Genomic DNA, 25,488 nt, shown 5'->3' on the forward strand with positions numbered 1-25,488 from the left:
TTGCGCGGAAGTGTCATTGGCGCAAAAGTGCCATGTCGAGGTAGCTCTCCAGCGCGGCGGCACCGGAGAGCAGGGCGCGGCCCCTGGTCGAGAGACGCGAGTGCCAGTCACTCAGCGTCGACTCGAGCGGCACGACGCCGCCGGCCGAGCGGACCTGCTCGAGCAGCGGCGCGATCCGCTCCAGGAGATAGCCGCCCCGCCTGAGCTGATGCGTCAGTTTCGCGTCGCGCACGTCGGCCGCGCTGTAGACGCGATAGCCGGTCTTCGGGTCGCGTTCGGGCCGCAGAAGGCCCGCTCGCTCCCATTCGCGCAGAGTGGCGGGCCGGATGCCGAGCTTCCTGGCCAGCGGGCCGACGAACATCTCGCCCCGCTCCTGCGCCACGGGTTCGAGATCGCGGAGCGCGGCCGCGACGGCCTGAAGCGTGCGGCGATCATCGAGCAGTTGGGCGTGGCTTTCGTCGATGAGCCGGAGAGCCTCCTCGACCGCGTCCTGGTTGACCGCCCGCATGATCGACGCCGCCGTCGCGTGGCCGTGCCCCGGCACGAGGGCCAGGAACGCGCGCAGGGCTTGCGCGTGCAGTGGCGTGTAGCTCCGATAACCCTGCGGTCCGCGTTCGGCGGCGGGCAGGATGCCGTCATCCTCGTAGTTGCGGACCGCCTGCGTGGACAGGCCGTGTTCGCGCGCCAGGTCGACCGGCCTGAGCCGCTCGCGGGGTTGAAGGTTCCGGCCCACCGCCCCACGATATTCGGTCTACCGGCCGCGCGAGGAATCCGCCCGCCGCTCGTAACGGGCGCGAGCCAGCCGATACGCCGTTTCCAGCAGTTCACGGGTGGCCGTTTCGGTGTTCGAAGCCGGGTTGACCACCGCCAGCCAGCCCCCGGTGCCGTACACGGGGTGGGCGATCAGGGTGTCCATGGCGGAGGGGTCCTGGCCGAGCCTGCGGGTGAACTCCTTCTTACCGGCGTGGATGTTCACGCGGAACGTGTCCGGGCGGTCCAGCCGCGAGCTCTCGTCGCCGGGGTAGTTCTTGGTCACGATCGTCGCGAACGGCTGGACGTTCGTCGGGACGGCACCGTCGGGGGAGTAGTAGAAGAACGCGTCGCCCCAGCTGAGTTCCGGCCATTCGCCACCGGGGTCAGGGGTGAGGGTCAGGACGCCGTCGAAGCCCGAGACGAGGCCGATGATCTCTTCGATGGTCATGTGCTCAAGCGTGGCATTAAAGTGCTTGTGGAGGGTTCGAGCCGGTTTTCGACGGAGTGAAAGTGTCAAGTCTCAAATCGATGCGTACGGCGGAGGTCGCGCGGCTGGCGGGATACTCCGTCCAGCAGGTGCGCAACCTCGAACGCGACGGTGTGCTCCCGGCGGCGTCGCGGACGGACTCGGGCTACCGGACGTACGGCGAGATCCACCTCCGGTCCGCGCTGGCCTACCGTGCGCTCGCCGCCGGGGTCGGGCCGGTCGAGGCCAAGAAGATCGTCCGCGCCGTGCACCGGGATCCGCTCCCCGCCGTGCTCGCGCTCCTCGACGCCGCCCACGCCGGGCTCGACGCCGAACGCGCGGATCTCCGGGAGGCCAGGGAAGCCGTCCGGGTGATCTCCCGCGAACCGATCGAAGACGTACGCGGGTCGGACTCGATGAGCGTCTCCGAACTCGCGTCGGCGCTGGGCGTGCGCCCGTCGACGCTGCGGCACTGGGACACGGAACGGCTCGTCGTCCCCGGCCGCGACCAGCGAGGGACGCGGCGGTACACGCCGTCCCAGGTGCGGGACGCGCGGATCGTGCAGCAGCTGCGGCTGGCCGGTTACCGCGTCGCCCCGCTCCGGGCCTTGATGCCGGAGCTGCGGCGCTCCCGGCGGCTGGACGACGTCGCGTCCGCGCTCGCCGCCAGGGACGCCGGGATCGCGGCGCGCTCACGGGCGCTTTTCGACGGCACCGCCGAGCTTTCCCGGGTGGTGCGAGGGGTTGAGGGGTGAGGGCGCGTTCCCTCATGGTCCGGGCCCGGCGCTCGTGTCGCGAAAGCCACTTTCGCAACGGCCAATGTTGTGAAAGTGGCTTTCGCAACACGCCTTCCGACTCTGGTGATAGTCCACATAGGACTAAATCGGCCACCGGAGCGAAAGAACACGCGACCGCCTAAGCGCGCCGATCGCCCTCAGCGCGTACACCGCCAGAAGACGGTCGCCGTATAGGGCGAGATGATCAGCTTGTGGTACTCCTCGCAGTCGGTGAACCCGGCCCGTTCCGCCTGGGACCGGGCGTCGTGGCGGGCGTAGAAGAGCGCGAGGCCGAAGTCGCTCGACCCGTGCCCGACGAATTCCCTGGTCTCCTGGACGCTCGCCGAAGCCGGGGTGGTGATCGTGCCCATCATGGCGGCCGCGCCGAGCAGCGCGAGCAGTGTTTTCCTCATGCCGACCACGCTAGGGCCGCGCCGGTGCGCGATTCGCCCACTGGATGGACGTTCCCACGGCCTCCGTCCGTCGTAGGCGGGTTCGCACGGGCCGCGAAACGGATATCGTCGCGACATGTCTTCTCGCAAAGTGGGAACCCGGCGGGCCTTCGACGCGGCCGCCGCCGATTTCGCCGCGCTCGGGCGGCATCTCTGGGAGCCGATCGGCGCCGCCACGGTGGCGGCGGCCGGGCTCGGTGAAGGAGACCGCGTCCTTGACGCCTGCTGCGGCACCGGGGCGTCGGCGATTCCCGCGGCGCGCGCTGTCGGTGCCACGGGCGTGGTGGACGCGATCGACCTCTCGGGGCCGATGATCGGCGAACTGCGCCGCCTTTCGGCCGATCTGCCGCAGTTGCGCGCACACGAGGCCGACGCGACGGCATGGGATACGAGCGATTACGACGTCGTTCAGTCCGCGCTCGGCATCTTCTTCTTTCCCGACATGACGGACGGAACCGAGCGGCTTATCGGCCGGGCCCGGTCCGGCGGCCGGGCGGTGTTCACGATCTGGCGCGGCGGTGCGATGGTGGCGGCAGGCCGTCATCTCGGCCGCGCGGTGGCCGCGGTGACCGATTCCGCGCCGCCGCCGGAGCGTGAGCCCAGCCTGATTGACCGCGTCGATCAGGCCGGTCCTTACGCGGAATGGCTTTCCGGTCGGGGGCTGTCCGATGTGGACGTCGTGGTGAACGAGCTGCGGCTGGCCATGACGCCGGAGATCGCGTGGCTGGTCGTCATCGGCTCCGGATTCCGGGGACTGCTCGACGACCTCGAACCCGGCGCCGTCGAGCAGGTGCGTGAGCGCTACCTCGACTCCCTGCGGGAGGAAGGCGTGACCGAGCTCGACGCCACCACGCTGATCGGCTCCGGCACCGTCCGCTGACGGCCGAGCCCACTTCGGTGTACAGTCGTTCACTCAAACCGGGGTGAACGGCGGGACACGGGTGCGACCAGACAACGACTCCTCTGTTCGGGGCCGCGGGCAGGGGCCGTTCGGCTCCTGGCTGCTCGGCCCGCTCGACCAGGATTCGGCCGTGTTGCGCCGCCGCGTCCAGGGACTGCTCACCGGGACGCTGATCGCGACCAACGTCATCGGCGCGCTGGTCGTGGTCGGGCTGGCGGCGTTGCTCATGCCCGCCCCCGGCATGTCCGGCGAACTCGTCCGCGTGACCGCGATCGCGGTCCCCGTCTACGTGGTCTCCGCCGTCGTCGTGGGCGCGCTGTGGGGCACTCGCGGCGCGCTGCGGACCCTGCGCTGGGCCGCCGACGGCCGGACACCGAGCGACGAGGAGCGCGCGGCCAGCCTCCGCGTCCCGCTGCGCCTGACGCTGGTCCAGGCGGTGTTGTGGGGCATAGCGACGGCGGTGTTCGGGGTGCTGGCCGCCTTGGTGCAGCCGCGGGTCGTGCTCACCGAACTGCTCGTGGTCGCGTTCGCGGGGGTGGTCGTCTGCGCGATCGCCTACCTCGCCGGGGAGTTCATCTTGCGGCCGTACGCGGCCCTCGCCCTCGCGGGCACCTCGCCGGACCGCCCGCTCAGCGGCGGGGTCAACCTGCGGATGCTGCTGTTCTGGTGTCTCGGCACCGGGGTGCCGGTGGCCGGCCTGGTGGTCACGGCGGTGCTGGCGTGGGTGCGCGGCGACGTGTCGACCACCAAGCTCGCCATCTCGGTCATCGCGCTCGGCCTCGTCGTACTGGTCTTCGGCCTGCTGGTGACCGTGTTCACCGCCCGCGCCGTGGTGAACCCGATCCGGTCGGTGCAGCACGCGCTGGGCCGGGTCCGGGCCGGTGACTTCGCCGTGGAGATCCCGGTCTACGACGGCACCGAACTCGGTCTGCTGCAAGCGGGTTTCAACGGGATGGCCGTCGGCCTCGCCGAACGCGAACGTTTGCGGGACCTGTTCGGCAGGCACGTCGGCGAGGACGTCGCGAGCGAGGCGATGCGCACGTCGGCCGAACTCGGCGGCACGGTGCGGACGGTGTCGGTGTTGTTCGTCGACCTCATCGGGTCGACCGCGCTGGCCGCGAGCCGTCCGCCCGAGGAGGTCGTCGGCCTGCTCAACCGGTTCTTCGCGGTGGTGGTCGACGAGGTCGACCGCAACCACGGGCTGGTCAACAAGTTCGTCGGTGACGCCGCGCTGGCGATCTTCGGGGCACCGGTTCGGCTGGAGGACCACGCGACGCTCGCGCTGGCCGCGGGCCGGGCGATTTCACGCAGGCTGGCGGCGGAGGTACCCGAATGCCCGGCCGGGATCGGGGTGGCGACGGGTGAGGTGGTCGCCGGCAACGTCGGCGACCCGCGGCGGTTCGAGTACACGGTGATCGGCGACCCGGTCAACGAAGCCGCCCGGCTGACCGAACTGGCGAAGAACGTCGAAGCCCGGTTGCTCGCTTCGTGGACGGCGATCGAGTCCGCCGCCGAGGACGAGGCCGCTCAGTGGAAGGCGACGGAGGACGTCGTCTTGCGGGGCCGCGCCCGGCCCACCACCCTCGCGACACCGAAGTCCTGACCCGTGAGTGCTCCGCTGCACCGAGGAGATCCGCTGCTCAGCCGTCGAGGATCTCGGTCGGTTTAGCGAACCGGTATCCTAGCGCCCGTAACGAGTTCACCAGATCCCGCAGGCCGCTCTCGCCGAGGAAGGGGTGGTAGAAGAGGCTGGCGACGTTGTCGCGGACGACGAGCGCGCTCTGGGCGTCGGCGAGCATGTCGACGGCGGTGCGGGAGGCGTGCTGGTTGAACGCGACGGGCGCCACGTTGCCGATGTTCTCGGGGACGACGTTCGCGCCGTAGACGTCGCGCACCGGATACGGGAAGAACTGGCCGTACACCTGCTCCGTCGTCGTGGTGGCCGTCGAACCGCAACGGCCACCGGGACAGAAGCCCGCGTAGTAGCTGCCGCGGTCGTAGCGGGCTTGGAAGATCCCGCTGACCTGCTGATAGTCCACGGCGGAGCCGCCGTAGTGCGGGAACTCGAATATCGTCGGCTCCGGGAGACCCACTCGCCGGAACTCACCCAGGCCGGTCGCGACGCGTTCGTCGAACCACCGCGCCGAATCCTCGGGCATCGGGCCGTCCAAGCGCACGACGCCGTCACCGTCCACACTGGACTTGTAGAACTCGAAGTCGCTCGCACTCACGCCGTCGTAGGGATTCGGGCCGCTGTCGCTCTGATGGCTGTAGCCGTGCATGACCAGCGTCGCGCCCGCTTGGACGGAGTCCTTGAGCACGGCGACCAGTTCCGGCGAGTCGACCAACCGCGCGGAGGTCGGGTTGCCGTCGTTGGCCCGGCCCTGAGGATCCGAGTAGTACGGATAGACCGCGAGGGAGAACGGGATCTTCTCCTGGATCAGGAACTCCGTGACCCGGCGCAGTTCTTCCGGTTTCGTCCGCGGGCCGACGTCTTCGAGCCGGATCAACGCGCGGTGCCGGTCCGGTGCCTGCGGCGACAGGACACCCAGCAGGATGTCGGCCGCGGCGAGGTAGCGGTCCCGTGCGTCGGCGTAGGCGTACGGTACCTCGGCCACATAGGTCAATTGTCCTGATCGGACGGCCCAGGGCGAGGGTGTGCCACCGGGAGCGCTCGCCTCGGCCAGGATCTGGACCCGCGTCCGGTCGCGGACGTCGATCGCGACGACCCCGGTACCCGACCGGGGATCGCGGCGCAGGGGAGTGCCCTTGTAGGTGATGGTGGTGGGGTTGTCGTCGCGATACCCCTCCGCGTGCCACCCCGGGCCGGTTCGCAGCCGCCAGATGTTGGCGCCGATCCAGACCACGGGGGCGCGGGTGGCCGCGACGTCGTTGAGGAACGCCTTCGGCAGTGCCGCGTCGGAGACCGAGCCGAGGTACACGACCGCCTGGAACGCGTCCAGCTGCCGCGGCCGGTAGTCGGCGGCGGGCCGCATTTCCCAAGCGGTGCCACGGGAAACGAGATTCGCGGTGAACATCGCGTACGCCTCGGCCGTCCGGACCTCTTCCGGCAGGGCACCGGTTCCGTCGTTCTTGCGCCCGTCGTCGTAGAGCACGAGGGTCTTCCTGCCCGGATCCCCGCCGGGGCCCGGCATCCCGGCCTTCCCCGCGCGGGAAAGGCGATCGGCGAGCGGCACCGGCGTGGCGGCCGGTGACGCCGTGACCGGATCCGTCTTGGTGACCTGGACCAGGACGACCACGGCGACGGTGGCGGCGACGACCGCGACGACGGTCAGCCGGAACCAAGCGGGCAGGCGAAAGCGCCGCCCGCCGTCGTCCATCGTCATCGGGTCAGACCTCGGCCGGTTCGTTCGAGCGGGCGGGCCGGAAGGGAGCGGGCGGATCCGCGGTGAGGCCGAGGAGATGCGCGATGGCCCGCTCGGTACGTTCGGCGGCGGCGCCATCGCCGAAGGGGTTGCCGTTGCTCGTCATCCGCGTGCGGGCCGCCGGGTCGTCCAGCAGGCGCCGGGCGGTCGAAACGATCTTGTCGTGGTCCGTCCCGACGAGCAGGGCGCAACCGGCGTTCACCGCCTCCATCCGCTCGGTGACGTCGCGGAGCACCAGCACCGGGACGCCGAAGGTCGGGGCCTCTTCCTGGATACCGCCGGAATCGGAGAGCACGAGCGTGCTGGCGGCCAAGGTCGCCGCCAGTTCGGGATAGGGCAGCGGGCCGGTGATCAGCGCGCCCGGCGTGTCCGCCAGTTCCTCGCGGACCAGGCTTCTCACTTCCGGGTTCGGGTGCGCGGGAAGCACCACACGCAGTGCCGGATCCGCGGCCATCAGTTCAGCCACCGCGCGCAGGACCCGCCGCATCGGCTCGCCCCAGGACTCCCTGCGGTGGAGGGTGACCAGCATCAGCTTCACCGTGCCGCGGGTGGCGTTTTCCAGCAGTGTCGCCAATTCCCGATCGTGCACCGTGGTGGAGCCGTCCGTCACCGTGAGAATCGCGTCGACGACGGTGTTCCCGGCGACGAGCACGTTCTCTTCGGGTACCCCTTCGGCCCGCAGGTTCGCGGCGGCGTCGGGGGTGGGGGCGAGGTGGAGGGCGGCCGCCTGGGTCACCAGTTTCCGGTTGAGTTCCTCGGGGAACGGCGCGCCGAGATCGAACGAGCGAAGGCCTGCTTCGAGATGAACGACGGGGACGCGGCGCCAGAACGCGGCGAGCGCGCCGGCCAGGGTGGTCGTCGTGTCTCCCTGGACGACCACGGCGGACGGCGACCGCCGGTCCGCCACTTCCTCCAGCCCGGCGAGGACGCCGGAAAGCAGTTCCGGCTGGGAACCCGTTCGCCGGTTCAAGGTCAGATTTTCGTCCGCCGTCAATCCGAACGTCGCCAACGCCTGGCCCACCATTTCCGGATGCTGCCCGGTCGCGATGAGCACCGGTCGCATCCGCCCGCCGGAAGCCAGCGCCCTGGCCACCGGAGCCAGTTTCACGGCCTCGGGCCGGGTTCCTGCGACGAGCCAGATTTCGGGCATGACGTCGGTCTCGTTCTGTGCGTTACGCACCTGGTCCTTCTTCCGGGTTCGTGCATCGGTTCGCGTGAATTCGTCTGCGAAGTCACGAGAGAGTGGGCGCGGGTGAGGCGAGAATCACTGACTGATGGTCACCTTCGCGGGGGATCGACGCCTTCGAACGCTAACACGAACGGGGTAACGTACCCACTCGAAAGGCTGAATATCGCTTACCAGGGGGACCCGCTACTCGCCATGTGAAAACTGTGAGTAGATGTTTTGTGGTGACCTCCGCCGGGAGGAAAGACATGTCGATGGTGCCGGTGGGCCCGGTCAAGGTTTCCGCGCTCGGAATCGGCGCGACGATGGCGGGGGCGACGGTGAGCACGGTGCTAGCGGTGGTGATCGGGGCGATCGCGCTGCTGCTCATGGCGCGCTCGCTGCACCTTCGCTTGAAGGACTGATGGCGAACCCCGCCTTCGCCGCGACCATGATGTTGTTGCTCCTGTGGTGGCCGGCGCACAACCTCCTGCTCGCGGCCTTCGCATGGCGCACCGGGCGCCCGCGCCGGTCCGTGGCGGCGCGCGGGGAGGGGCTCGAATTCTGGATCGTCATTCCGGCGCTCAACGAGGAACGCGTCGTCGGCAACACCGTCCGGAACGCGCTTTCGCTTGGCACGGAACGGAATCCGGTCCGTGTACTGGTCATCGACGACGGCTCGGACGACGGCACGCCCGGTGTCCTCCGCGAGGTGACCGACCCGCGCCTGCACGTCCTGCGCCGCGATCTCCCGCATGCGCGCAAGGGCAAGGGCGAGGCGTTGAACGCCGGCTACCGCTACATCCTCCGGCTGTGCGAAGCCCAGGGGAGTGTGGCGAGGACGATCGTCGGCATCATCGACGGCGACGGCCGAGGGAGTCCCGGCATGCTGCGCGAGGTGGCCGACGTGTTCGGCGACCGGGGAGTCGGCGCCGTGCAATGCCGGGTGCGGATTCACAATCGGCGCAGTGTGCTCGCGCTGCTCCAGGATCTCGAGTTCGGTGCGGTCGCCGACGCGTCGCAAAGTCTGCGCGATCTCGCGGGCAGTGTCGGAATGGGCGGAAACGGGCAATTCACGAGACTCGGCGTGCTGCGGCGCTTCGACCCGGCCCCGTGGTCGGACTGTCTCGTCGAGGATCTGGAACTCGGACTGCGCCTGCATGTCGCCGGAATCCGGATGCGCTACGTGAAATCGGCGTGGGTCACGCAACAGGGGCTGGTCGATCTGCGCCGATTGCTCCGGCAGCGCACCCGATGGGCACAGGGCAATCTGCAGTGCGCGAGGCATTTGCGGGAATTGCTGGCTTCCCGGCATGTCGGCAGCGTCGGGCTCCTGGATTTCCTCGCCTATCTCGTGACCCCGTGGCTGACCGTGCCGTTGTCGTTGGTCGTTTCCCTGTTGTTCGTGGGCACGCTGGTGGCCTCCTGGTCGGGGGTCACTTTCGGTGGGCTGATCGCGCCCCCGTCGGCGTTGCCCGGGGCGGCCTTGGTCGGCGTGGCCGTGTTGCTGGTTCCCGGTCTCGTGTGGGCGATCGTGCACCGGCTCCGCCTCGGTGAGGAACCACTGCACCGCTGTCTGCTCGCGGGCCTGCTCTATCCCGGTTTCCTGGTGCTCGGTGTCGTCGCGACCTGGCGCGCGCTGTTCCGGGTGGCGGCCCGCCGCACCAGCTGGACCAAGACGGAACGGTTGAGCGAGGACGAGACCGCCCCCGCCGGAGTCGCCTGAGAAAGTATTCGCATGAATGTCGACGCGATGATCGAAGACCTCAGGACCCTCGTCGAGATCGAGTCGCCTTCGGGGGACATCGAGGCTTTGACCGCGTCGGCCGAGGCGGTCAAAACCCTCGTCGAGGCCCGGCTCGGCGGGACGGCGGTCCTGGTCGAGAGTGCGGCGGGACCGCACGTCCGGTGGTCCGGCGGCGGTGAACCCCGCGTGCTGGTCCTGGGGCACCACGACACCGTGTTCCCGATCGGCACCCTGGCGCGCCGGCCGTTCGCCGTGACCGGCGGCCGGGTGACCGGGCCCGGAGTGTTCGACATGCTCGGTGGGCTGGTCCAGGCGATCCACGGCCTCGCGGCGCTCGATGACACGTCCGGGGTCGAGATCCTGGTGACGGCCGACGAGGAAACGGGCTCGCACGAATCCCGCTCGCTCATCGAGGAGCGCGCCCGCGCGTGCGGCGCGGTGCTCGTGTTCGAAGGAGCGGCCGACGGCGGCGGCCTCAAGATCGGCCGCAAGGGCTGCGGCACGTTCGAGGTCGTCGTCACCGGCCGGGCGTCGCACGCCGGCCTCGAACCCGCGGCCGGGATCAACGCGCTGATCGAAGCCGCACATCAGGTGCTGGCGATCGCCGCGCTCGACCGGCCCGAGGCCGGGACCAGCGTCACTCCGACGGTCGCCTCGGCGGGAACGGCGAGCAACGTCGTGCCCGCGTCCGCGACCGTCGTGGTCGACGTGCGAGTCGAGACCACCGAGGAGAAGGAGCGGGTCGAAGCCGGATTCGCCGCGCTCACTCCGCGCCTGCGCGGGGCGGCGATCACGGTGCGGGGCGGGATCCACCGGCCGCCGATGCCCGAGTCGGCCGCCGCGGGCCTGTTCGCCGTCGCGCGACGGCTACTGCCCGGAGTCGCCGGGGTGGCCGTCGGCGGCGGGAGTGACGGCAACCTCACGGCCGCGATCGGCGTCCCGACCCTCGACGGGCTCGGCGCCGTCGGCGGCGGCGCGCACGCCGATCACGAGTACCTGCTGGTCGAGTCGATGGCGGAGCGGGCGGAGCTGGCCGCCGGGCTGGTTAAGGCAATTCAAGGCCACTGATCGCCAGTTCTTGCCCGATTTCGGGCAAGAACTGGCGCTTCGGTATCTCGATGTGCATGATGGGCTCCGTGGAGGACGCGGACATCGTCGAGCAGGTGGCCTTGTCGACGGGTCTGTCGACGGCCATCGCCGCGCGTGTCGTCGAGGACGTCCTGGCGTTCTACCGGCAACCGGTCGAGCAGTACGTCCGGGAGCGGCATGCCCGGTTGCAGGCCGAGGGCAGGAAGAATCCCGAGATCTTCCCCCGTATCGCCGGCGAGCTGAGCCGTCGTCTCGTCGCGCCTCCCGACCTGTCCGAGCGGCAACTGCGCCGCATCGTCTACGGCTGACGGACCACGCCCGTCCGTTTTCTTTGTGAGGTTGACTCGTCATGTGCGGAATCGTCGGTTACATCGGCGGCCAGAACGCCGCCCCGATCCTGATCGAGGGGCTGACGCGGCTGGAGTACCGCGGCTACGACTCGGCCGGGATCTCCGTCCTGGGCGGTAAAGGCGCCCAGGTACACCGGATCGTGGGGAGGGTGCGGAACCTGACGGCCGCCCTGCCCAAGCGGCTCGCGGGCAAGGTCGGCATCGGGCACACGAGGTGGGCGACGCACGGCCCGGCGACCGAGGCGAACGCCCATCCGCACGTCTCCGAGGACGGCCGGATCTCCGTGGTGCACAACGGGATCATCGACAACGCCGACGCGTTGCGCGAGCAGCTCACCCAGGCCGGGGTGACGCTGTCCTCCGAGACCGACACCGAGGTGCTCGCCCACCTGATCGCGCGTTCGGGCGCGAAGACACTGGAAGACGCGGTCGTCGAGGCCGTCTCCCGCGTCACCGGTACCTACGCCATCGCCGTGACCGACACCGAGCACCCCGACCGTGTCGTGGTCGCGCGGAACGGTTCGCCGCTGATCATCGGCGTCGGTGACCGGGAGATGTTCGTGGCCAGCGACCTGTCCGCGCTGGTCCGGCACACCTCGCAGGTGGTGCATCTCGACGACGGCGAGTTCGCCAGCGTCTCCGCCACCGGCTACCGCACCTTCACCGTCGACGAGAGCGACACCGGAAAGGCCGCGACGGCGATCGACATCCAGGCCGACGACCTGGACCTCGGCGGTCACCAGCACTACATGTACAAGGAGATCCAGGAGCAGCCGGAATGCCTGGAGCGGATGATCCGGGGACGGCTGGACGACCGCTTCGGAGTGTCTCGTTTGGACGGTCTGAACCTGACTCCTCGTGATCTGCGCGGCTTCGCGAGGGTGAAGATCCTCGGCTGCGGTTCGGCGTACTACGCGGGCCAGATCGGCGCCACCATGATCGAGGACCTGGCGCGCGTGCCAGCCGACGCGGAGGCGGCGTCCGAGTTCCGCTACCGCAACCCCATCATCGAAGCGGACACCCTCTACATCGCGGTCAGCCAGTCCGGTGAGACGGCGGACACCGCGTTCGCCGTGGAAGAGGTCAAACGCAAGGGCGGCCGGGTGGTCGGCCTCGTGAACGTCGTCGGTTCGACGATCGCGCGGGCCTGCGACGGTGGCCTGTACCTGCACGCCGGCCCGGAGATCGCCGTCGCGTCGACCAAGGCGCTCACGAACATGGCCGTCGGGTTCGCGATGATCGCGCTGGCACTGGGCCGCGTCCGCGATCTGTCCAATGCGGACGGACAGCGGATCGTCGCGGCACTCCGCGCGTTGCCGAAGCAGGTCGCGGCCATCGTCGAAGCGGAGGACCGGATCGCCGAGCACGCCAAGATCTGCGCGGACGCGCGGAGCCTGTTCTTCATCGGCCGGGTCCGCGGCTTCCCGGTGGCACGGGAAGGCGCGCAGAAGTTCAAGGAGATCTCCTACCGGCACGCGGAGGCCTACCAGACCTCGGAGCTCAAGCACGGCCCGCTCGCGCTGATCGACGAGGAACTGCCGACGGTCGCGATCGTGCCGTCCGACGACCTCGCCGACCGCAACCTGGCCGCGATGCAGCAGATCAAGGCGCGCAAGGGGCAGGTGCTGGCGATCACCCACGAGGACGTGGACTTCGGCGATCTCGACGTGCCGCGGTTCGTGGTCCCGCGGTCGGAGCCGGAACTCGACCCGATCCTGCTCACCATTCCGCTGCAGCTGCTGGCCTACCACGCGGCGCTGATCCTCGGCCACGACATCGACAAACCGCGTAATCTCGCGAAGTCCGTCACCGTGGAATGATCTCCTGAGCCGTCGAAGGGGTCCGTCATGAGGCAGTACCTGCTCGCCGTCCAGCTCGACGAGAGCGAACGGGACGCGCCCGAGGAAGAGGTCCGGGCGATGCTGGCCAGGACGGGCCAGGTCACCGACGAGATGAAGGCCGCCGGGTCCTGGGTCTTCGTGGGCGGACTGGAGCACTCGGACGTCTCCACGGTCGTCCGTCCCGAAGGCGGCAGGATCACGATCACCGACGGGCCGTTCGCCGAGACGAAGGAACAGCTCGGCGGGTTCTGGGTGATCCGGGTCGACGACCTCGACCAGGCACTGGCCTGGGCCGAGAAATGCGCGCTCGCCTGCGGGCAGCCGATCGAAGTGCGGCCGTTCGGCGACCCGCCGCGGTGACGCCGATGGATCTCGACGGGATCTACCGGGCGGAGTACGGCCGGTGCGTGGCCACCCTGACGCGCCTCCTCGGCGACATCACGCTCGCCGAGGAGGCGGTCCAGGACGCGTTCGCGACGGCGGTGGAGAAGTGGGCGGAAACGCCGCCCAATCCGGGCGCGTGGATCGTGACCACCGCCCGCAATCGCGCGATCGACCGCCTTCGCCGGGAATCCACCCGTGAGGCCCGGCACGCCCAGGCGCTGCTCCTGCACTCCGAGGACGAGCCGCGGGAGGTGGGGCCGGTGCGCGACGACCAGCTCCGCATGATCTTCACCTGCTGCCATCCGGCGCTTTCGCCGCTCGCGCGGACCGCGCTCACCCTGCGCCTGATCGGCGGGCTGGAGACGGGGGAGATCGCGCGGGCGTACCTCGTCCCGGAACCGACCGTCGCCCAGCGGATCGTCCGCGCGAAGAAGAAGATCCGCGACGCGGGGATCCCGTACCGGGTGCCGGGGAGCGGTGAGCTGCCGGACCGGCTGGATTCCGTGCTCACGGTGCTCTACCTGATCTTCAACGAGGGCTATACGTCCACCTCGGGCGATCTGCTGCGGACGGACCTCTGCGCGGAGGCGGTGCGCCTGGCGAGGGCACTCGCCGATCTGATGCCCGGCGAACCGGAGGTGATCGGGCTGCTGGCGCTGCTCCTGCTTACCGAAGCCCGGCGCTCCGCGCGGGTGGGGACTTCAGGTGAGCTGGTGGTACTCGCGGAGCAGGACCGGTCGCTGTGGAACCGGGACCTGATCGCCGAGGGTCACGAACTGGTGCGGCGATGCCTGCGTCTCGGCCGCCCCGGCCCGTACCAGGTGCAGGCCGCGATCAACGCCGTGCACACGGACGGCGAGTCGACCGACTGGACCCAGGTGCTGGCGCTCTACGACCAGCTGTGGCGGCTCACCCCGACGCCGGTCGTCGCGCTCAACCGCGCGGTCGCCGTCGCCGAGGTGCACGGCCCGGCGGCGGCACTGGCCGGGATCGAGCAGCTGGACCTGCCCGGGTATCACCATCTGCCCGCCACGCGGGCGAACCTGCTGTCCCGCCTCGGCCGGACGCCGGAGGCCGTCGTCGCCTACGACGAGGCGATCGCCTTGGCCACCAACGACACGGAACGGGCTTTTCTGCGGGCCAAACGGGCAGTCCTGTCGTAGGTTCGGGCAACCGTCGGCGAAAACGCCGCGCACACTGTGTCCTCAATGGACAGAGCGCCGTGTTCCGGATGAGGGGTTCCGTTGTCGGGCCGTCGAGAAACCAACTATTGTCGGCATGACCGCTCATCCGCCAGGGCAGGAGGTGACCGTTGTACGCCGAAGAGCGGCAGCGCGCCATCCTCAAGCAGGCCAGGCAGAACGGCCGAGTCGACGTGGCGACGCTCGCGGCGGCTTTCGAGATCACCAGCGAGACCGTCCGCCGTGACCTGACGGCGCTGGAACGCAGCGGAGCGGTGCGACGGGTACACGGCGGCGCGATCCCCGTCGAGCGGCTGGGCATCGAGCCGGGCCTCGACGCGCGCGGCGCCGTGATGAGCGCGGAAAAGGACCGTATCGCCGTGGCGGCGCTGGAGCAGATCCCCGACGGGGGCGCGATCCTGCTGGACGCCGGCACCACGGTGGCGCGGCTCGCGAACCTCGTTCCCGCCGACCGCGGGCTGACCGTGGTCACCCCTTCGCTGCCGAACGCGTTCACCCTCGCCAACCGGCCCGGCGTCACGCTGATGCTGGTCGGGGGACGGCTGCGCGGCCACACCATGGCGGCCGTCGACGGCTGGGCGCTCGATGCCCTCAAAGACACGTACGTCGACGTCGCCTTTCTGGGTACCAATGGTCTTTCCGTCGAGCGGGGGCTCACCACCCCGGACACCGCCGAGGCGATGGTGAAGCGCGCGGCCATCGCGTCCGCCCGGCGGACGGTGCTGCTGGCCGATCACACGAAGATCGGCGACGACCATTTCGCCCGCTTCGGGGGGCTTTGCGACGTCGACACCCTGATCACCGACAGCGGCGTCGAACCAGAGGAGATCGACGACATCAGCCGGGCAGGCGTCAAGGTGATCATCGTTTGAAGCGTACGGGCGAGCGGCTCGCCGGATACCTGATGACAGCGCCGTTCTACGTCCTCTTCGGCGTGTTCGGTCTTTTCCCGCTGCTCTACACCGCCTGGGTGGCGCTGCACCATTGGCATCTGGTCAACGGTGACACCGGGTTCGCGGGGCTCGGCAACTTCGCCGTCCTGCTTCAGGATCCGTACTTCTACAACGCGCTCTTCAACACGGTCAGCATCTTCGTCCTGTCGACCGTCCCGCAACTGCTGGCCGCGCTCGGGCTCGCCGCGCTCCTCGACCGTCCCTTGCGGGCGCGGACCCTGTGGCGGGCCAGTGTGCTGTTGCCCAACGTCGTCTCGGTGGTCGCGGTGGCGCTCGTGTTCAGCCAGCTGTTCGCCGAGGACTACGGCGTCGTCAACTGGGCGCTTGGCCTGGCCGGGATCGATCCGGTGGACTGGCGTTCGGACCGGTTCGCCTCGCACGTCGCGGTGAGCACGATGGTGATGTGGCGCTGGACCGGCTACAACGCGCTGCTCTACCTCGCGGCCATGCAATCCGTGCCGCAGGAACGCTACGACGCCGCGATGCTCGACGGCGCCTCGCGCTGGCGGACCTTCTGGTCCATCACCGTGCCCGCGATCCGGCCGACCATCGCCTTCACCGTCGTCGTCTCGACCATCGGCGGGTTGCAGCTGTTCGCCGAGCCGCAGCTGTTCGACGACACCGGCGTCAACGGGACGGGCGGCGCGGACCGGCAGTTCCAGACCCTCGCCATGTACCTGTACGAAAAGGGGTTCGGCGAGTTCGACGCCGGTTATGCGGCGGCCATCGCGTGGTTGCTGTTCCTGTGCTCGGCCGTGTTCGCGCTGGTCAACTTCTCGCTCGTGCGCCGGATGCGGGGCGGTGAGTGACCGTGGCGGCCAGGGAACGGACCGGATTCGTCGTCTACGGGCTGCTGCTCGCCGTCGCCGTCGCGTCGATCTTCCCGTTGTACTGGTCGTTCGTGGTGTCCTCGAAGGACAATTCCGCACTCGGCGAGACCACTCCGCCACTGCTGCCCGGCGGCAACCTGATCGAGAACGTGGGCAGGGTCTTCGAGACCGTCGACTTCTGGCTGGCGATGCAGAACTCGCTGATCGTCGCCGGCACGGTGACCTTTTCGAACGTGCTGCTCTCCAGCATGGCCGGATTCGCCTTCGCGCGGCTGCGCTTCCCGGGCCGGGACTCGCTCTTCCTGGTGGTCATCGGCACCGCCATGGTGCCGGCCCAGCTCGGCGTCATCCCGCTGTACCTCGTGGTCGGGGAACTCGGCTGGTACGGACGGCTTGAGGCGGTGATCGTGCCCGGGCTGGTCGGCGCGTTCAGCGTGTTCTGGATGCGGCAGGCGTGCGAGGAGGCGATCCCCGGTGAACTGCTCGACGCCGGACGCGTGGACGGCTGTTCGACGGCGCGGCTGTTCTGGCATGTGGCCATGCCCGCCATCCGGCCTCAGGCCGCCGTGCTCGGGATGCTGACGTTCATGACCGCGTGGAACGATTTCTTCTGGCCGCTGATCGTGCTCGACCCCAACGCGCATCCGACCGTCCAGGTGGCGTTGTCGCGGCTGGCGAGCGGATACTTCACCGACTACTCGCTGATGCTCACCGCGGCCACCATCGGTGTGCTTCCGGTGATAGTGCTGTTCATCCTGCTGGCCAGAAAGGTGGTCGACGGCGTGATGCGGGGCGCGCCGCGGGCCTGACGACCGCGGCGTCGTTCGGGCTGCCGGGTCTGGTTTCGTGGTCTTTGCCGTTTTTCGGCGAGGGCAGGATGTTGTGTGGTCGCGTGGTGCGTGGTGCGGCCGCGGTCGGGTTGAGCAAGTTGGGCCGTGGCCGGGGGCAAGCGATTCTGCAAGGACTGTCAGGCCGCGCACGGTGTGATCGCGAGTGGAGTTCAGCCCGATCGAGGCGTGACCGTATTTCGGCGACCAGGCGGGTGCCGATCGTCGCGGACGTGGCTGTTGCCGTTTTCGGTGATGTCGTTGGCGGGTTGGTGTTTGCTGTCAGGCCGGTCCGCGGCGTGAGCACGAGCGGACTCCAGCCCGATGGTGCCGTGGCCGTTTTTCGGCGACCGAGTTGGTGCTGGCCGTTGTAGACCCGTGGCCGTTTTTCGGCGACGGGCTCAGAACGGTGGTGGTTGTTCGGTGCGGGGTTCGTGCAGTGGTGGTGGTGTGCTGTTGTAGCTGTGTCGGGTGGGTGTGGTGATGGTGAGGGTGCCGTCCTCGGCCAGGCGGTAGATCCAGCCGGGTTCGTCTTTCAAGCGATGATCACGGCGACACAGGTCGACGAGTTCGGTATCGGCGGTATGGCCGCCGTGCTGCCACGGCACCGAATGGTCGAGGTCGCAGGCTTGGGCGATGCGGTGGCAGCCGGGTCTTCGGCATTCCCGGTCCCGTACCCGCACGAACTCGCCCAACCCCGCCGTCGGCCGATACCGATTCCGACCCAGATCCAGGACCTGCCCGGACAAGGGGTCGGTGACGATCCGGCGCAACACCGTGTCTGGGCCGGAGGCGATGTGCCGGGCCAGCGACGCCGGAATATGCCCATGCCCGGCCAACTCTGCCGGATCCTCGTTCACGCCCAGGTAGGTGTTCAAATCCATGTAGAGGAACACTTCGGACCGTTCACTTTTGCCGCCTTGTCCGCCCAACATCAGGTCGAGGGCGATGTCGGCGCGCAGCTGATCCAGGGTGCGGGTCTCGTTCCCGGTTTTGAGGGCGCGTGCCTCACGATCGATCCGCGTGTAGGCGGCAGCCACTTTCTCCACGGGGCCGTCTTCGACCTCGATCGAGGCGACTCCGGTCTCGCCGTGGCGGATCGACAACCGGCGCCCGGCACGATGCCGCTCCGCGCGCCGGGCGGCACCCTCACGGTCGGCCATCACCGCCGCGTGATTCGCCGCCTTCCGGATCTGCTCCGAATTCCGGCCCGGCAGACGATCCTCCAACACCTCGTCCACCGCGCGGGCGTCCTCGTCCGACAGCCACGCGGTCGCGGTGGCGACCTTCATCGCCCCATAGCCACCCACCTCCCCGCGGTCCAGCAACCCCAGTGTGCGGGGCAGGCGGGTGGTCAGCGCCACTGCCGTCGACACCAGACCCGCCGCGTGACCGTCCACAACGGACAAGGCGAACGCGATCTCCTGCACCACACTAGAAGCGCCGTCACGGTGGCGGTTCAGCTGCGCCAAAGCGCGGAACCGGACCGCCTCCAACCGCGCGATCCCTTCCGACGCGGCCACGGCAGCGTCGACAGCATCGTTGTCCTCCAACGAATCCAGCGAAGCATTGACCTCCTGCAACACATCAGAAGCAGTGATTTCCTTGAGTAGCGCCACAGTGGCGTTGCGTGTGTCCACACAAAGAACCTACAACCGACCACCGACAATTTCCGGACCAGTGCGTCGTCGTTTTTCGGCGACGTGTGGCAATCCGGTTGTGGCGGGCTGTGGTGTAGTCGCGGGTCAGGTTATTGTGGGCCTTGATGTCGTTGTGTGCCTACATGTCTGTGTGAGGGGTGTTCGGTCCTGCGTTTCGAAGTTGGGCATGCGACCGGTCACCGACAATTTCCGGCGCCAGCGCATCGCCGTTTTTCGACGACGTGTGTCAAGTGCGGCGCAGCCGCAGGTGCACCCTGTTGTGACCCCTAGAAGTACTTGTATGCCTACATGTCCGTGCAGGAGCATGTCGACGCCGAGCATTCCGGCACCAGTGCGTCGCCGAATTTCGGCAACAAGCTGTCAGAACCCCTGAAGCCCGTTGCGCGCCACCACATCCGCGTAGAACCGCGCGCTGTCCTTGAGTACTCGTTCCTGCGTTTCGAAGTCGACGTGCACAAGGCCGAATCGCTGTGTATACCCCATCGCCCACTCGAAGTTGTCCAGCAGCGACCAGGCCATGTAGCCGCGGACGTCGGCGCCGCGTTCGATCGCGTCGTGTACGGCGGCGAGGTGATCGGCGAAGTATCGCACGCGTTTCTTGTCGTGGACCTGCCCGTCGACGACCTCGTCTTCGAACGCGGCGCCGTTTTCGGCGATCACGAGCGGCAGGCCGGGGCAGTGTTCGTGCAGCCACAGCAACAGATCGGTGAACGACGAGGGCCGTTGCTCCCAGCCGAGCGAGGTCAGGTCGCCGCGGGGCGGCTGGACATCCATTCCGCGCAGACCGGGCAGCGGGCAGTTGCTGTCGGCTTCGGGATCTTGGAGCGGGACCGCGCGGGCGGGCGCGTAATAGTTGACGCCGAGGACGTCCAGCGGCTGCGCGATGATCTCCAGGTCACCGTCGGCGATCGCCGGTTCCAGCGTGCCGAGATGCGCGAGATCCGCCAGCAGCTCGGGCGGATAGCCACGGCCCAGCAGGGGATCGAGGAAGAACCTGTTGTGCAGGAAGTCGAACTTGCGGGCGGCCTCGCGGTGCGCGGCATCGTCCACATCGGTCAGCACGGGGGCGAAGTTGAGCACGATGGACACTTCCTGCTCACCGCCGTTCGCCCGCAACGCCTGCGCGGCCTTGCCGTGCGCGAGCAGGAGGTTGTGCCCGGCGACCAGTGCCGCACCCTCGTCCTTGATACCCGGCGCGTGATCGCCGTTGCCGTAGCCGATGAAGGCGGCGCAGAACGGTTCGTTGATCGTGGTCCACTGCCGTACCCGGTCTCCGAGTACATTGTGGACGGTCAGTGCGTAGTCGGCGAAAAGGCTCGCGAGGTCACGGGCGGGCCAGCCGCCTTCCGCCTGCAGCGCTTCCGGCAGATCCCAGTGGTAGAGCGTCACCATCGGGGTGATCCCGTGCTCCAGCACCGTGTCGACAAGGCGATCGTAGAAGGCGAGGCCGCGTGGTTCGACCGTGCGGCCGTCCGGCATGACCCGTGACCAGGCGACGGAGAACCGGTAATACGGCACGCCCAGTCCGCTCAGCAGGCCGATGTCCTCGCGATAGCGCCGGTAGTGGTCGCAGGCCGGGTCTCCGGTCGCGCCGTCGAGCACCAGGCCGGGGCGCGCGGTGAAAGTGTCCCAAATGGACGGTCCGCGGCCGTCCGCCGTCGTCGATCCCTCGATCTGGTACGCCGCCGTGGCCGTGCCCCAGCGGAACCCGGCCGGAAACCTGCGTGTCACGCCGTCCCCACTCAGTTGGCGGCCGCGGCGCGGCCTTCGGTCGCGGCCTGGTTCCATGCCTCGTCGAGCGATTGCTTACCCTCTTCGACGCGGCCGAGCGCGTGCCCGTACACCGGTCGCACCTCGCCGTCGCGCAGCCCGCGGTAGTTCGGCCGCAAGGCCTCGGCGGAGGCGGCGAAGATCTTGCCGATCGGCGCGCCGCTGAAGTACTGGCTGGTGTGGGAAAGCACGGCGGTGTCCTGGTACGCGCCCAGCGCGCTCGGCAGGAGCCCGCTTTCCAGGAAGATCCGCTTCTGCTGTTCGGGCGCGGTGAGCCAGACGGCGAGGTCGTAGGCTTCCTTGCGGTGCGCGCCCTGCTTCGGCACGGTCAGGAACGAGCCGCCCCAGTTGCCCGCCTTGCCCGGAACCGAGGTGACGTCCCATTTGCCCGCGAGCTCCGGTCCGCCCGCCTCTTCGATCTGGGTGAGCATCCACGCGGGACAGGTGATGGCGGCGAACCGGCTCTGCTTGATCGCGACCGTCCACGGCTGGGTGAAGGTGGTGACGGCGGCCGTCTCCTTCTTCAGCGCCATCCCGCCAGCCAGCTCGAAGGCCTTGCGCACGTTGGGGTTCGTGTCGGCGATGAACCGCTCGTCCTTGGCGAAGTAATTCTCCTGCGCCTGGTTGAGCATCGCCGTGTAGACGGTGCCCGCCGAGTCGGCGAACTTGACGTCGTCCGGTGCCTTGGCGCTGAACCGCTCACCGGTTTCGGCGAACTTTTCCCAGGTCGGCCACAGCGCGGCCACCTGGTCGCGGTCGGTGGGCAGGCCGGCGTTCGCGAACAGGTCGCGCCGGTAGCAGAGCGCGAGGCTGCCCATGTCGGTGCCGAGGCCCATCACGAACTTCCCGTTTTCGGCGGTGCCCTGGTCCCATTTCCAGGCAGGCCACTGCTCGCGGAGCCCCTGCGCGCCGAACTCGGAGAGATCGGTGAACTTGTCCGTCGACTGACGGAACTTCGGCAGGTACTGCTCCTCGATCGCCACCACGTCCGCGCTGCCGCGCCCGGCGCCGAGTCCGGTGGCGAGCTGGCGGTGATGCGTCTCGAAGTCGGCGACCCGGCCCTCGACGGTGATCCCCGGATGCGCCTTTTCGTAGTCGTCGAAGAGCTTTTCGTACCCGAACTCGCCGAAGGTGGCGACGGTGAGCTTGAGCGGGCCGCCGGTTTCCGGCGCGCTCGAACAGCCGCTGAGCAGCAGCACGAGGGCCGTCAAGCCGGCCAGTACGCGGGTCATGGTTCTCCTCGGTCGTGCGGTCACGCGAGTCGTCTCGGCAGCTGGTCGCCGACGGTCAGCCGGGAATCGGCGTGCAGTTTGGTCAGGACCCTGGACACCAGCGACTGCACCGTCCGCCTCGGCAGGCTCAGCTCGGCGGCGATCTCCGGGTTCGACAGCTTCGCCGCCACCAGCCGCGCGACCCGCAGTTCGAGCGGCGAGAGCGCCCCGCTGTGCCGGGGACTTCGCTCGGCACGGCTCAGCACGCCATAGCGGCGCAGCCTGCTTTCCGCCCGGCGGATGCTCCAGGCGGCTCCGACGTCGCCCAGCACCTCACACGCTTCGGTGAGCGAACGGGTCGCAGCTTCGAGGTAGCCGGCGCGGCCGAGTAGTTCGGCGGCGTCCTCCAGCGCGGCCGCGAGTTCGATCGGGCGGTCGACCTCGCGGTAGTGATCGGCCGCGGCCTGCATGCCTTCGGGGTCGCCGTCGATCAGCGACCGGCACCGGAGAGCGGCCGCGGCGGCCCTGGCGGGAACGGTCTCCTGGCTCGCCTCCTCGGCACAGACGGCGAGCGCTTCCTGAGCGACGGCGTCGTTCCCGGCGGCGAGCGCGACGCGGACGACGTCGGGAAGCCATTGGTGGCGCAGCATCATCCGGGCGTAGTCGGGGCGCAACACCGGCGCGAACAGCCGCAGCGCGTCGTCGAGTTCGCCGCGTTGCTCGGCGGCCATCGCCTGTGCCGCCAGATAGAAGTCGCAGCTCTCGCGCTCGGACGAGTTCGACGGCGAGTGCGCCTCGGCCGCTTCGAGATGGGCGCGGACGGCGACGCGCTCGTCGCGGTGGCCCGCGATGAGGGCGGCGACCCCGTGCAGCAGCAGGGCGGCGGCGCCCGGCTCGCGCACACCGTAGAAGGTGATCGCCGGGCCGTCCTCGGTGACCGAGTCCAGTTCGGCCAGCGCCTCGTCCCAGCGGCCGGTCCAGTAGTAGTGCACGGCGGCCGAGACCTGCGGGCCGGTCGGCAGGCCGTGCCGCGCGGCCGTCTCGTACCCGGCGTGCAGCGTGGCGTCGGCCTCGGTGAGCCGGTCGAGGTTCTGCAGGGTGAACAGGCGGTTGTCGAGGAGGTCGAACCGCAGGGTCGCCAGGTCGGCCTCGTCGCCGGTGGTCTCGAGCGCCGCGTCGATCGCGGTGAGCGCCCGGTCGTGCTCGCGGCGGATCGAATGCACGAGCCACAACGTCTGCTGCGCGTGCGCGGCCGGGTAGCGCTCACTCGCCTCGGCGTGCAGGGCCCGCGCGATCCGTTCGGTCTCGTCCAGATCGGCGAGTGTGCCGCGCCGGAAGTTGGCGAGCAGCGTCCGGGTGCTGGTGCGCCACAGCTCCGGCATCGTCGGGTCGTCCGCGGTGTCGCCGAGCGCCTCGATCGCGCCTGGCGTGTCGCCCCGGCGGTACCGCAGCGCGGCGAGGAAATGCCGCATCTGCGCCAGATCCGCCTTGTCGGTGACGATCTTCACCGCCTGCTCGGCTTCCGTCTCGGGCGCCAGTTCGAGCCGGAACAGCACGCGCACCAGCGCCGCGATCAGCGTCTTCCGCTGTTCGCGGGTGGGGACCGTGCTGTCGAGCGCGCCGCGGAGCAGGTCGGCCGCGATATGCGGGGCGCGGTTGGACACCGCGACGTGGTTGGCGGTGAGCCAGCCGGTCAGCCACGGGTCGAACGGCACCGGCCCGGCCGCCAGTTGCTCGGCGACCCGTTTGATCGGCGCGCCCGCCCGGGCGAGCGATTCGGCGGCACGCCGGTGCAACGCGGCGCGGACCGGTTCGGCGATGGCGCCGTAGAGCGCCTGCCGCTGGAACGGGTGATGGAAGGCGAGTTTGTCGCCGGCGTACTCGATGACGCCGGCGGTGGTGGCGGGCTCCAGCTCCCGCAGGACCTCCAGCGGACCCTTGTCCGCCAGCGCGGCGAGGTCCTCGACGGCGAACTCCGCCCCCAGCAGCGAGGCGGTCCGCAGGATCTCGGTCGTGGCGGGGTCGAGGCATTCCAGCGTCCTGGCCACCGCCGCCAGCAGCGACCGCGGCGCGTTCTCGGTGCCGTCCAGCGTCACCTCGGCCACGCCGTCCTTGCTCCGCAACGAGCCGGTGCGGACCAGGTCGTACGCGATTTCCCTGGCGTAGAGCGGATTCCCGGCCGCGCGCCGGACCAGCGGGCGGAGGCTCGCCCCGAGCTTGGCCCCGAGGACCGCCTCGAACACGGCGGTGACGTCGTCGTCGGTCAGCACTTCGACCGGCATGATCTCGCCGTCTCTCGCCTCGACCCCGCGGCGGAGCTGGGCTAGGTCGCGGCGGCCGTGCCCGGTGCGGGTGGCGGCGACCAGCAGGAGCGGCAGCTGGCGGGTGGCGGCGGCCAGCCGTTGCCAGAGCAGCACGCTCGCCTCGTCGGCCCAGTGGAGGTCGTCGATCACCAGCACCAGCGGGCCCGCCGCGCAGGTCTCGTCGACCAGTGCCAGCAGTTTGTCCACAGTGGACAAGATCGGGTCGGCGGGGCCCCAGTTCCCGTGCGCGGGTTCGGCGTGCAGCTCGCCCGCCAGCTGGGCCTTCGCCGGATCCGCCGCGCCGTGGTGCACCCCGAGGCATTCCATGATGACCTGCAGCGGGAAGCGTTGCCGCAGCTCGTCTGCCGCGGTCCAGGCGAGCTGGCAGCCCCGCGCCGCGGCGCCCGACAGCCCGGCGATCAGCAGCTCCGATTTGCCGATACCCGGTTCGCCTTCGAGCCAGACCGGGCGGCCGCGGCCGGCGAGCACGTCGGTGACGAAACCGTCCAGCCGCTCGACCTGCCGGGCGCGGCCGGGCAGCCGGCCCTGGCCGCCGCGTTCGATCGCCTTGGCGACCGGCGGCGGCACGACGCGGACCGGAGCCGGTTTCGGCCGGGTGACAGGTTTTTCGCTGCCGTCCAGGATGCGCTGATGCAGATCGCGCAACGGCGCACCGGGTTCGACGCCGAGCTCGTCCCGCAGTATCCGCCTGGCCTCGCGATACGCGCTGAGCGCTTCGATCTGCCGCCCGCTGGCGTGCAGGGCGCGCATGAGCGTCTCGTGCAACGACTCGCGCAACGGGTGCCGCTGCACCAACGCGGTCAGCTCGGCGACCACTTCGCGGTGGTCACCGATGCCGAGCAGGGCCGTGGCGCGCAGTTCGGTGGCCGTGAGCTGAAGTTCGGTGAGCCGGACGCGTTCCGCTTCGGCGAACGGGCCCGGCACGCCGGAGTAGGCCTCGCCGCGCCAGAGACCGAGCGCGGTGGTCAGCCGGGCGGCCGCGCCCTGCTGATCGGAGTGGCCGAGCAGTGCCGCTCTAGCGGCCGCGGCGTCCTGTTCGAACCGGCTGACGTCGAGCGCCTCGCGGTCCAGCCGCAGTACGTAGCTCGACCCGGACGAACTCAGGACTTCGTGCGCGTCACCGCCCGCCTTGCGGATCGCGCCGCGCAGACCTGAGACATAGGTGTGGACGCTGCCGGTGGCGCTGGCGGGCGCCGACTCACCCCAGACGTCCGAGATCAGTTCGCCGAGGGAGATCGCTTGGCCGCGGCGCGCCGCCAGGGTGGCGAAGACCGCGCGCTGCCTGGCGGGCCCGAGCTTCAGCTCGACGTCGTCGAGCCACGCACGAGGCGGCCCGAGCAACTCGACGCGCAGCCCGTTCGTCAAGCCGGCTCCATTTCTCGTCATGCACCGAAAGTGGC

Annotated in this window: 22 protein-coding genes; 13 read left to right on the forward strand and 9 right to left on the reverse strand. The window is 69.6% G+C overall.

The genetic code is table 11. The annotated features are described in order from the left end of the window. Positions 1-13: 13 nt before the first annotated feature. Positions 14-733 carry a TioE family transcriptional regulator gene (locus BLW75_RS40235; protein WP_034323889.1) on the reverse strand — a complete coding sequence of 240 codons (720 nt, stop codon included), beginning with the start codon at positions 731-733 and terminating at the stop codon, positions 14-16. A gap of 18 nt (positions 734-751) precedes the next feature. Continuing rightward, positions 752-1,201 (reverse strand): DUF6194 family protein, encoded by a 450-nt coding sequence (locus BLW75_RS40240; protein WP_034323892.1) that lies wholly within the window; start codon positions 1,199-1,201, stop codon positions 752-754. 80 nt (positions 1,202-1,281) lie between these two features. On the opposite strand from BLW75_RS40240, the gene BLW75_RS40245 reads away from it, so the two are divergent. Next, positions 1,282-1,974 (forward strand): MerR family transcriptional regulator, encoded by a 693-nt coding sequence (locus BLW75_RS40245; RefSeq protein WP_034323894.1) that lies wholly within the window; start codon positions 1,282-1,284, stop codon positions 1,972-1,974. A 179-nt stretch (positions 1,975-2,153) separates the two neighbouring features. On the opposite strand, the gene BLW75_RS40250 is transcribed toward BLW75_RS40245, so the two are convergent. Continuing rightward, positions 2,154-2,408 (reverse strand): hypothetical protein, encoded by a 255-nt coding sequence (locus BLW75_RS40250; RefSeq protein ID WP_034323911.1) that lies wholly within the window; start codon positions 2,406-2,408, stop codon positions 2,154-2,156. Between the two features lie 115 nt (positions 2,409-2,523). Here BLW75_RS40250 and BLW75_RS40255 point away from each other — a divergent pair, with 115 nt between their 5' ends. Continuing rightward, positions 2,524-3,327: a class I SAM-dependent methyltransferase gene (locus BLW75_RS40255; RefSeq protein ID WP_034323897.1), complete on the forward strand. Its 804-nt coding sequence runs from the start codon at positions 2,524-2,526 to the stop codon at positions 3,325-3,327. 61 nt (positions 3,328-3,388) lie between these two features. Further along, positions 3,389-4,951 carry an adenylate/guanylate cyclase domain-containing protein gene (locus tag BLW75_RS40260; protein WP_034323899.1) on the forward strand — a complete coding sequence of 521 codons (1,563 nt, stop codon included), beginning with the start codon at positions 3,389-3,391 and terminating at the stop codon, positions 4,949-4,951. A 37-nt stretch (positions 4,952-4,988) separates the two neighbouring features. Here BLW75_RS40260 and BLW75_RS40265 read toward each other — a convergent pair whose 3' ends face one another. Further along, positions 4,989-6,695, reverse strand: a complete 1,707-nt coding sequence (locus BLW75_RS40265; protein ID WP_034323901.1) for a DUF2334 domain-containing protein — start codon at positions 6,693-6,695, stop codon at positions 4,989-4,991. Between the two features lie 4 nt (positions 6,696-6,699). Beyond that, a complete protein-coding gene (wecB, locus tag BLW75_RS40270) occupies positions 6,700-7,914 on the reverse strand; it encodes a non-hydrolyzing UDP-N-acetylglucosamine 2-epimerase (protein WP_091599455.1) in 1,215 nt (404 codons plus the stop codon). Positions 7,915-8,168: 254 nt separating this feature from the next. Here wecB and BLW75_RS43095 point away from each other — a divergent pair, with 254 nt between their 5' ends. The 10 genes from BLW75_RS43095 to BLW75_RS40315 all read left to right on the forward strand — a co-directional run bounded on the left by BLW75_RS43095 (position 8,169) and on the right by BLW75_RS40315 (position 17,104). Beyond that, a complete protein-coding gene (locus BLW75_RS43095; protein ID WP_167373570.1) occupies positions 8,169-8,324 on the forward strand; it encodes a hypothetical protein in 156 nt (51 codons plus the stop codon). Continuing rightward, entirely contained in the window at positions 8,324-9,625 is a 1,302-nt protein-coding gene (locus BLW75_RS40275) for a glycosyltransferase family 2 protein (RefSeq protein WP_034324752.1), read from the forward strand. Before BLW75_RS43095 ends, BLW75_RS40275 begins: the two co-directional genes overlap by 1 nt. Positions 9,626-9,637: 12 nt before the next feature. Beyond that, entirely contained in the window at positions 9,638-10,714 is a 1,077-nt protein-coding gene (locus tag BLW75_RS40280; protein ID WP_034324751.1) for a M20 family metallopeptidase, read from the forward strand. A gap of 56 nt (positions 10,715-10,770) precedes the next feature. Then, positions 10,771-11,043: a hypothetical protein gene (locus BLW75_RS40285; RefSeq protein ID WP_034324749.1), complete on the forward strand. Its 273-nt coding sequence runs from the start codon at positions 10,771-10,773 to the stop codon at positions 11,041-11,043. A gap of 41 nt (positions 11,044-11,084) precedes the next feature. Continuing rightward, positions 11,085-12,905 carry a glutamine--fructose-6-phosphate transaminase (isomerizing) gene (gene glmS / locus BLW75_RS40290; protein WP_034324748.1) on the forward strand — a complete coding sequence of 607 codons (1,821 nt, stop codon included), beginning with the start codon at positions 11,085-11,087 and terminating at the stop codon, positions 12,903-12,905. A 27-nt stretch (positions 12,906-12,932) separates the two neighbouring features. Beyond that, positions 12,933-13,286 carry a YciI family protein gene (locus tag BLW75_RS40295; protein WP_034324745.1) on the forward strand — a complete coding sequence of 118 codons (354 nt, stop codon included), beginning with the start codon at positions 12,933-12,935 and terminating at the stop codon, positions 13,284-13,286. Positions 13,287-13,291: 5 nt separating this feature from the next. After that, positions 13,292-14,473 carry an RNA polymerase sigma factor gene (locus BLW75_RS40300; RefSeq protein WP_034324761.1) on the forward strand — a complete coding sequence of 394 codons (1,182 nt, stop codon included), beginning with the start codon at positions 13,292-13,294 and terminating at the stop codon, positions 14,471-14,473. A gap of 149 nt (positions 14,474-14,622) precedes the next feature. Continuing rightward, entirely contained in the window at positions 14,623-15,384 is a 762-nt protein-coding gene (locus BLW75_RS40305) for a DeoR/GlpR family DNA-binding transcription regulator (protein WP_034324743.1), read from the forward strand. Continuing rightward, positions 15,381-16,274, forward strand: a complete 894-nt coding sequence (locus tag BLW75_RS40310) for a carbohydrate ABC transporter permease (protein WP_034324740.1) — start codon at positions 15,381-15,383, stop codon at positions 16,272-16,274. The genes BLW75_RS40305 and BLW75_RS40310 overlap by 4 nt, the downstream gene beginning before the upstream one ends. Before the next feature lie 2 nt (positions 16,275-16,276). Continuing rightward, positions 16,277-17,104: a carbohydrate ABC transporter permease gene (locus BLW75_RS40315; protein ID WP_034324759.1), complete on the forward strand. Its 828-nt coding sequence runs from the start codon at positions 16,277-16,279 to the stop codon at positions 17,102-17,104. A 419-nt stretch (positions 17,105-17,523) separates the two neighbouring features. Here the strand turns inward: BLW75_RS40315 and BLW75_RS40320 are convergent, their stop codons facing one another. The 4 genes from BLW75_RS40320 to BLW75_RS40335 form a co-directional block, all read right to left on the reverse strand. Further along, on the reverse strand, positions 17,524-18,762 hold the full coding sequence (locus BLW75_RS40320; RefSeq protein WP_244175795.1) for an HNH endonuclease signature motif containing protein: 1,239 nt from the start codon (positions 18,760-18,762) through the stop codon (positions 17,524-17,526). 381 nt (positions 18,763-19,143) lie between these two features. Further along, on the reverse strand, positions 19,144-20,514 hold the full coding sequence (locus BLW75_RS40325) for a GH1 family beta-glucosidase (RefSeq protein WP_034316235.1): 1,371 nt from the start codon (positions 20,512-20,514) through the stop codon (positions 19,144-19,146). Between the two features lie 11 nt (positions 20,515-20,525). Beyond that, positions 20,526-21,785, reverse strand: a complete 1,260-nt coding sequence (locus BLW75_RS40330) for an ABC transporter substrate-binding protein (RefSeq protein WP_034316206.1) — start codon at positions 21,783-21,785, stop codon at positions 20,526-20,528. A gap of 20 nt (positions 21,786-21,805) precedes the next feature. Then, on the reverse strand, positions 21,806-25,453 hold the full coding sequence (locus tag BLW75_RS40335) for an ATP-binding protein (protein ID WP_034316204.1): 3,648 nt from the start codon (positions 25,451-25,453) through the stop codon (positions 21,806-21,808). Between the last annotated feature and the right edge of the window lie 35 nt (positions 25,454-25,488).

The sequence above is a fragment of the Amycolatopsis lurida genome, assembly GCF_900105055.1.
Taxonomy (GTDB): Bacteria; Actinomycetota; Actinomycetes; order Mycobacteriales; family Pseudonocardiaceae; genus Amycolatopsis; species Amycolatopsis lurida.

Coding starts and splice junctions, on each gene's coding strand:
- BLW75_RS40240 (WP_034323892.1), bottom strand. CDS start 1,201: ATGACCATCGAAGAGATCATCGGCCTCGTCTCGGGCTTCGACGGCGTC.
- BLW75_RS40245 (WP_034323894.1), top strand. CDS start 1,282: ATGCGTACGGCGGAGGTCGCGCGGCTGGCGGGATACTCCGTCCAGCAG.
- BLW75_RS40250 (WP_034323911.1), bottom strand. CDS start 2,408: ATGAGGAAAACACTGCTCGCGCTGCTCGGCGCGGCCGCCATGATGGGC.
- BLW75_RS40255 (WP_034323897.1), top strand. CDS start 2,524: ATGTCTTCTCGCAAAGTGGGAACCCGGCGGGCCTTCGACGCGGCCGCC.
- BLW75_RS40265 (WP_034323901.1), bottom strand. CDS start 6,695: ATGACGATGGACGACGGCGGGCGGCGCTTTCGCCTGCCCGCTTGGTTC.
- BLW75_RS43095 (WP_167373570.1), top strand. CDS start 8,169: ATGTCGATGGTGCCGGTGGGCCCGGTCAAGGTTTCCGCGCTCGGAATC.
- BLW75_RS40275 (WP_034324752.1), top strand. CDS start 8,324: ATGGCGAACCCCGCCTTCGCCGCGACCATGATGTTGTTGCTCCTGTGG.
- BLW75_RS40280 (WP_034324751.1), top strand. CDS start 9,638: ATGAATGTCGACGCGATGATCGAAGACCTCAGGACCCTCGTCGAGATC.
- BLW75_RS40285 (WP_034324749.1), top strand. CDS start 10,771: ATGATGGGCTCCGTGGAGGACGCGGACATCGTCGAGCAGGTGGCCTTG.
- glmS (WP_034324748.1), top strand. CDS start 11,085: ATGTGCGGAATCGTCGGTTACATCGGCGGCCAGAACGCCGCCCCGATC.
- BLW75_RS40295 (WP_034324745.1), top strand. CDS start 12,933: ATGAGGCAGTACCTGCTCGCCGTCCAGCTCGACGAGAGCGAACGGGAC.
- BLW75_RS40300 (WP_034324761.1), top strand. CDS start 13,292: ATGGATCTCGACGGGATCTACCGGGCGGAGTACGGCCGGTGCGTGGCC.
- BLW75_RS40330 (WP_034316206.1), bottom strand. CDS start 21,785: ATGACCCGCGTACTGGCCGGCTTGACGGCCCTCGTGCTGCTGCTCAGC.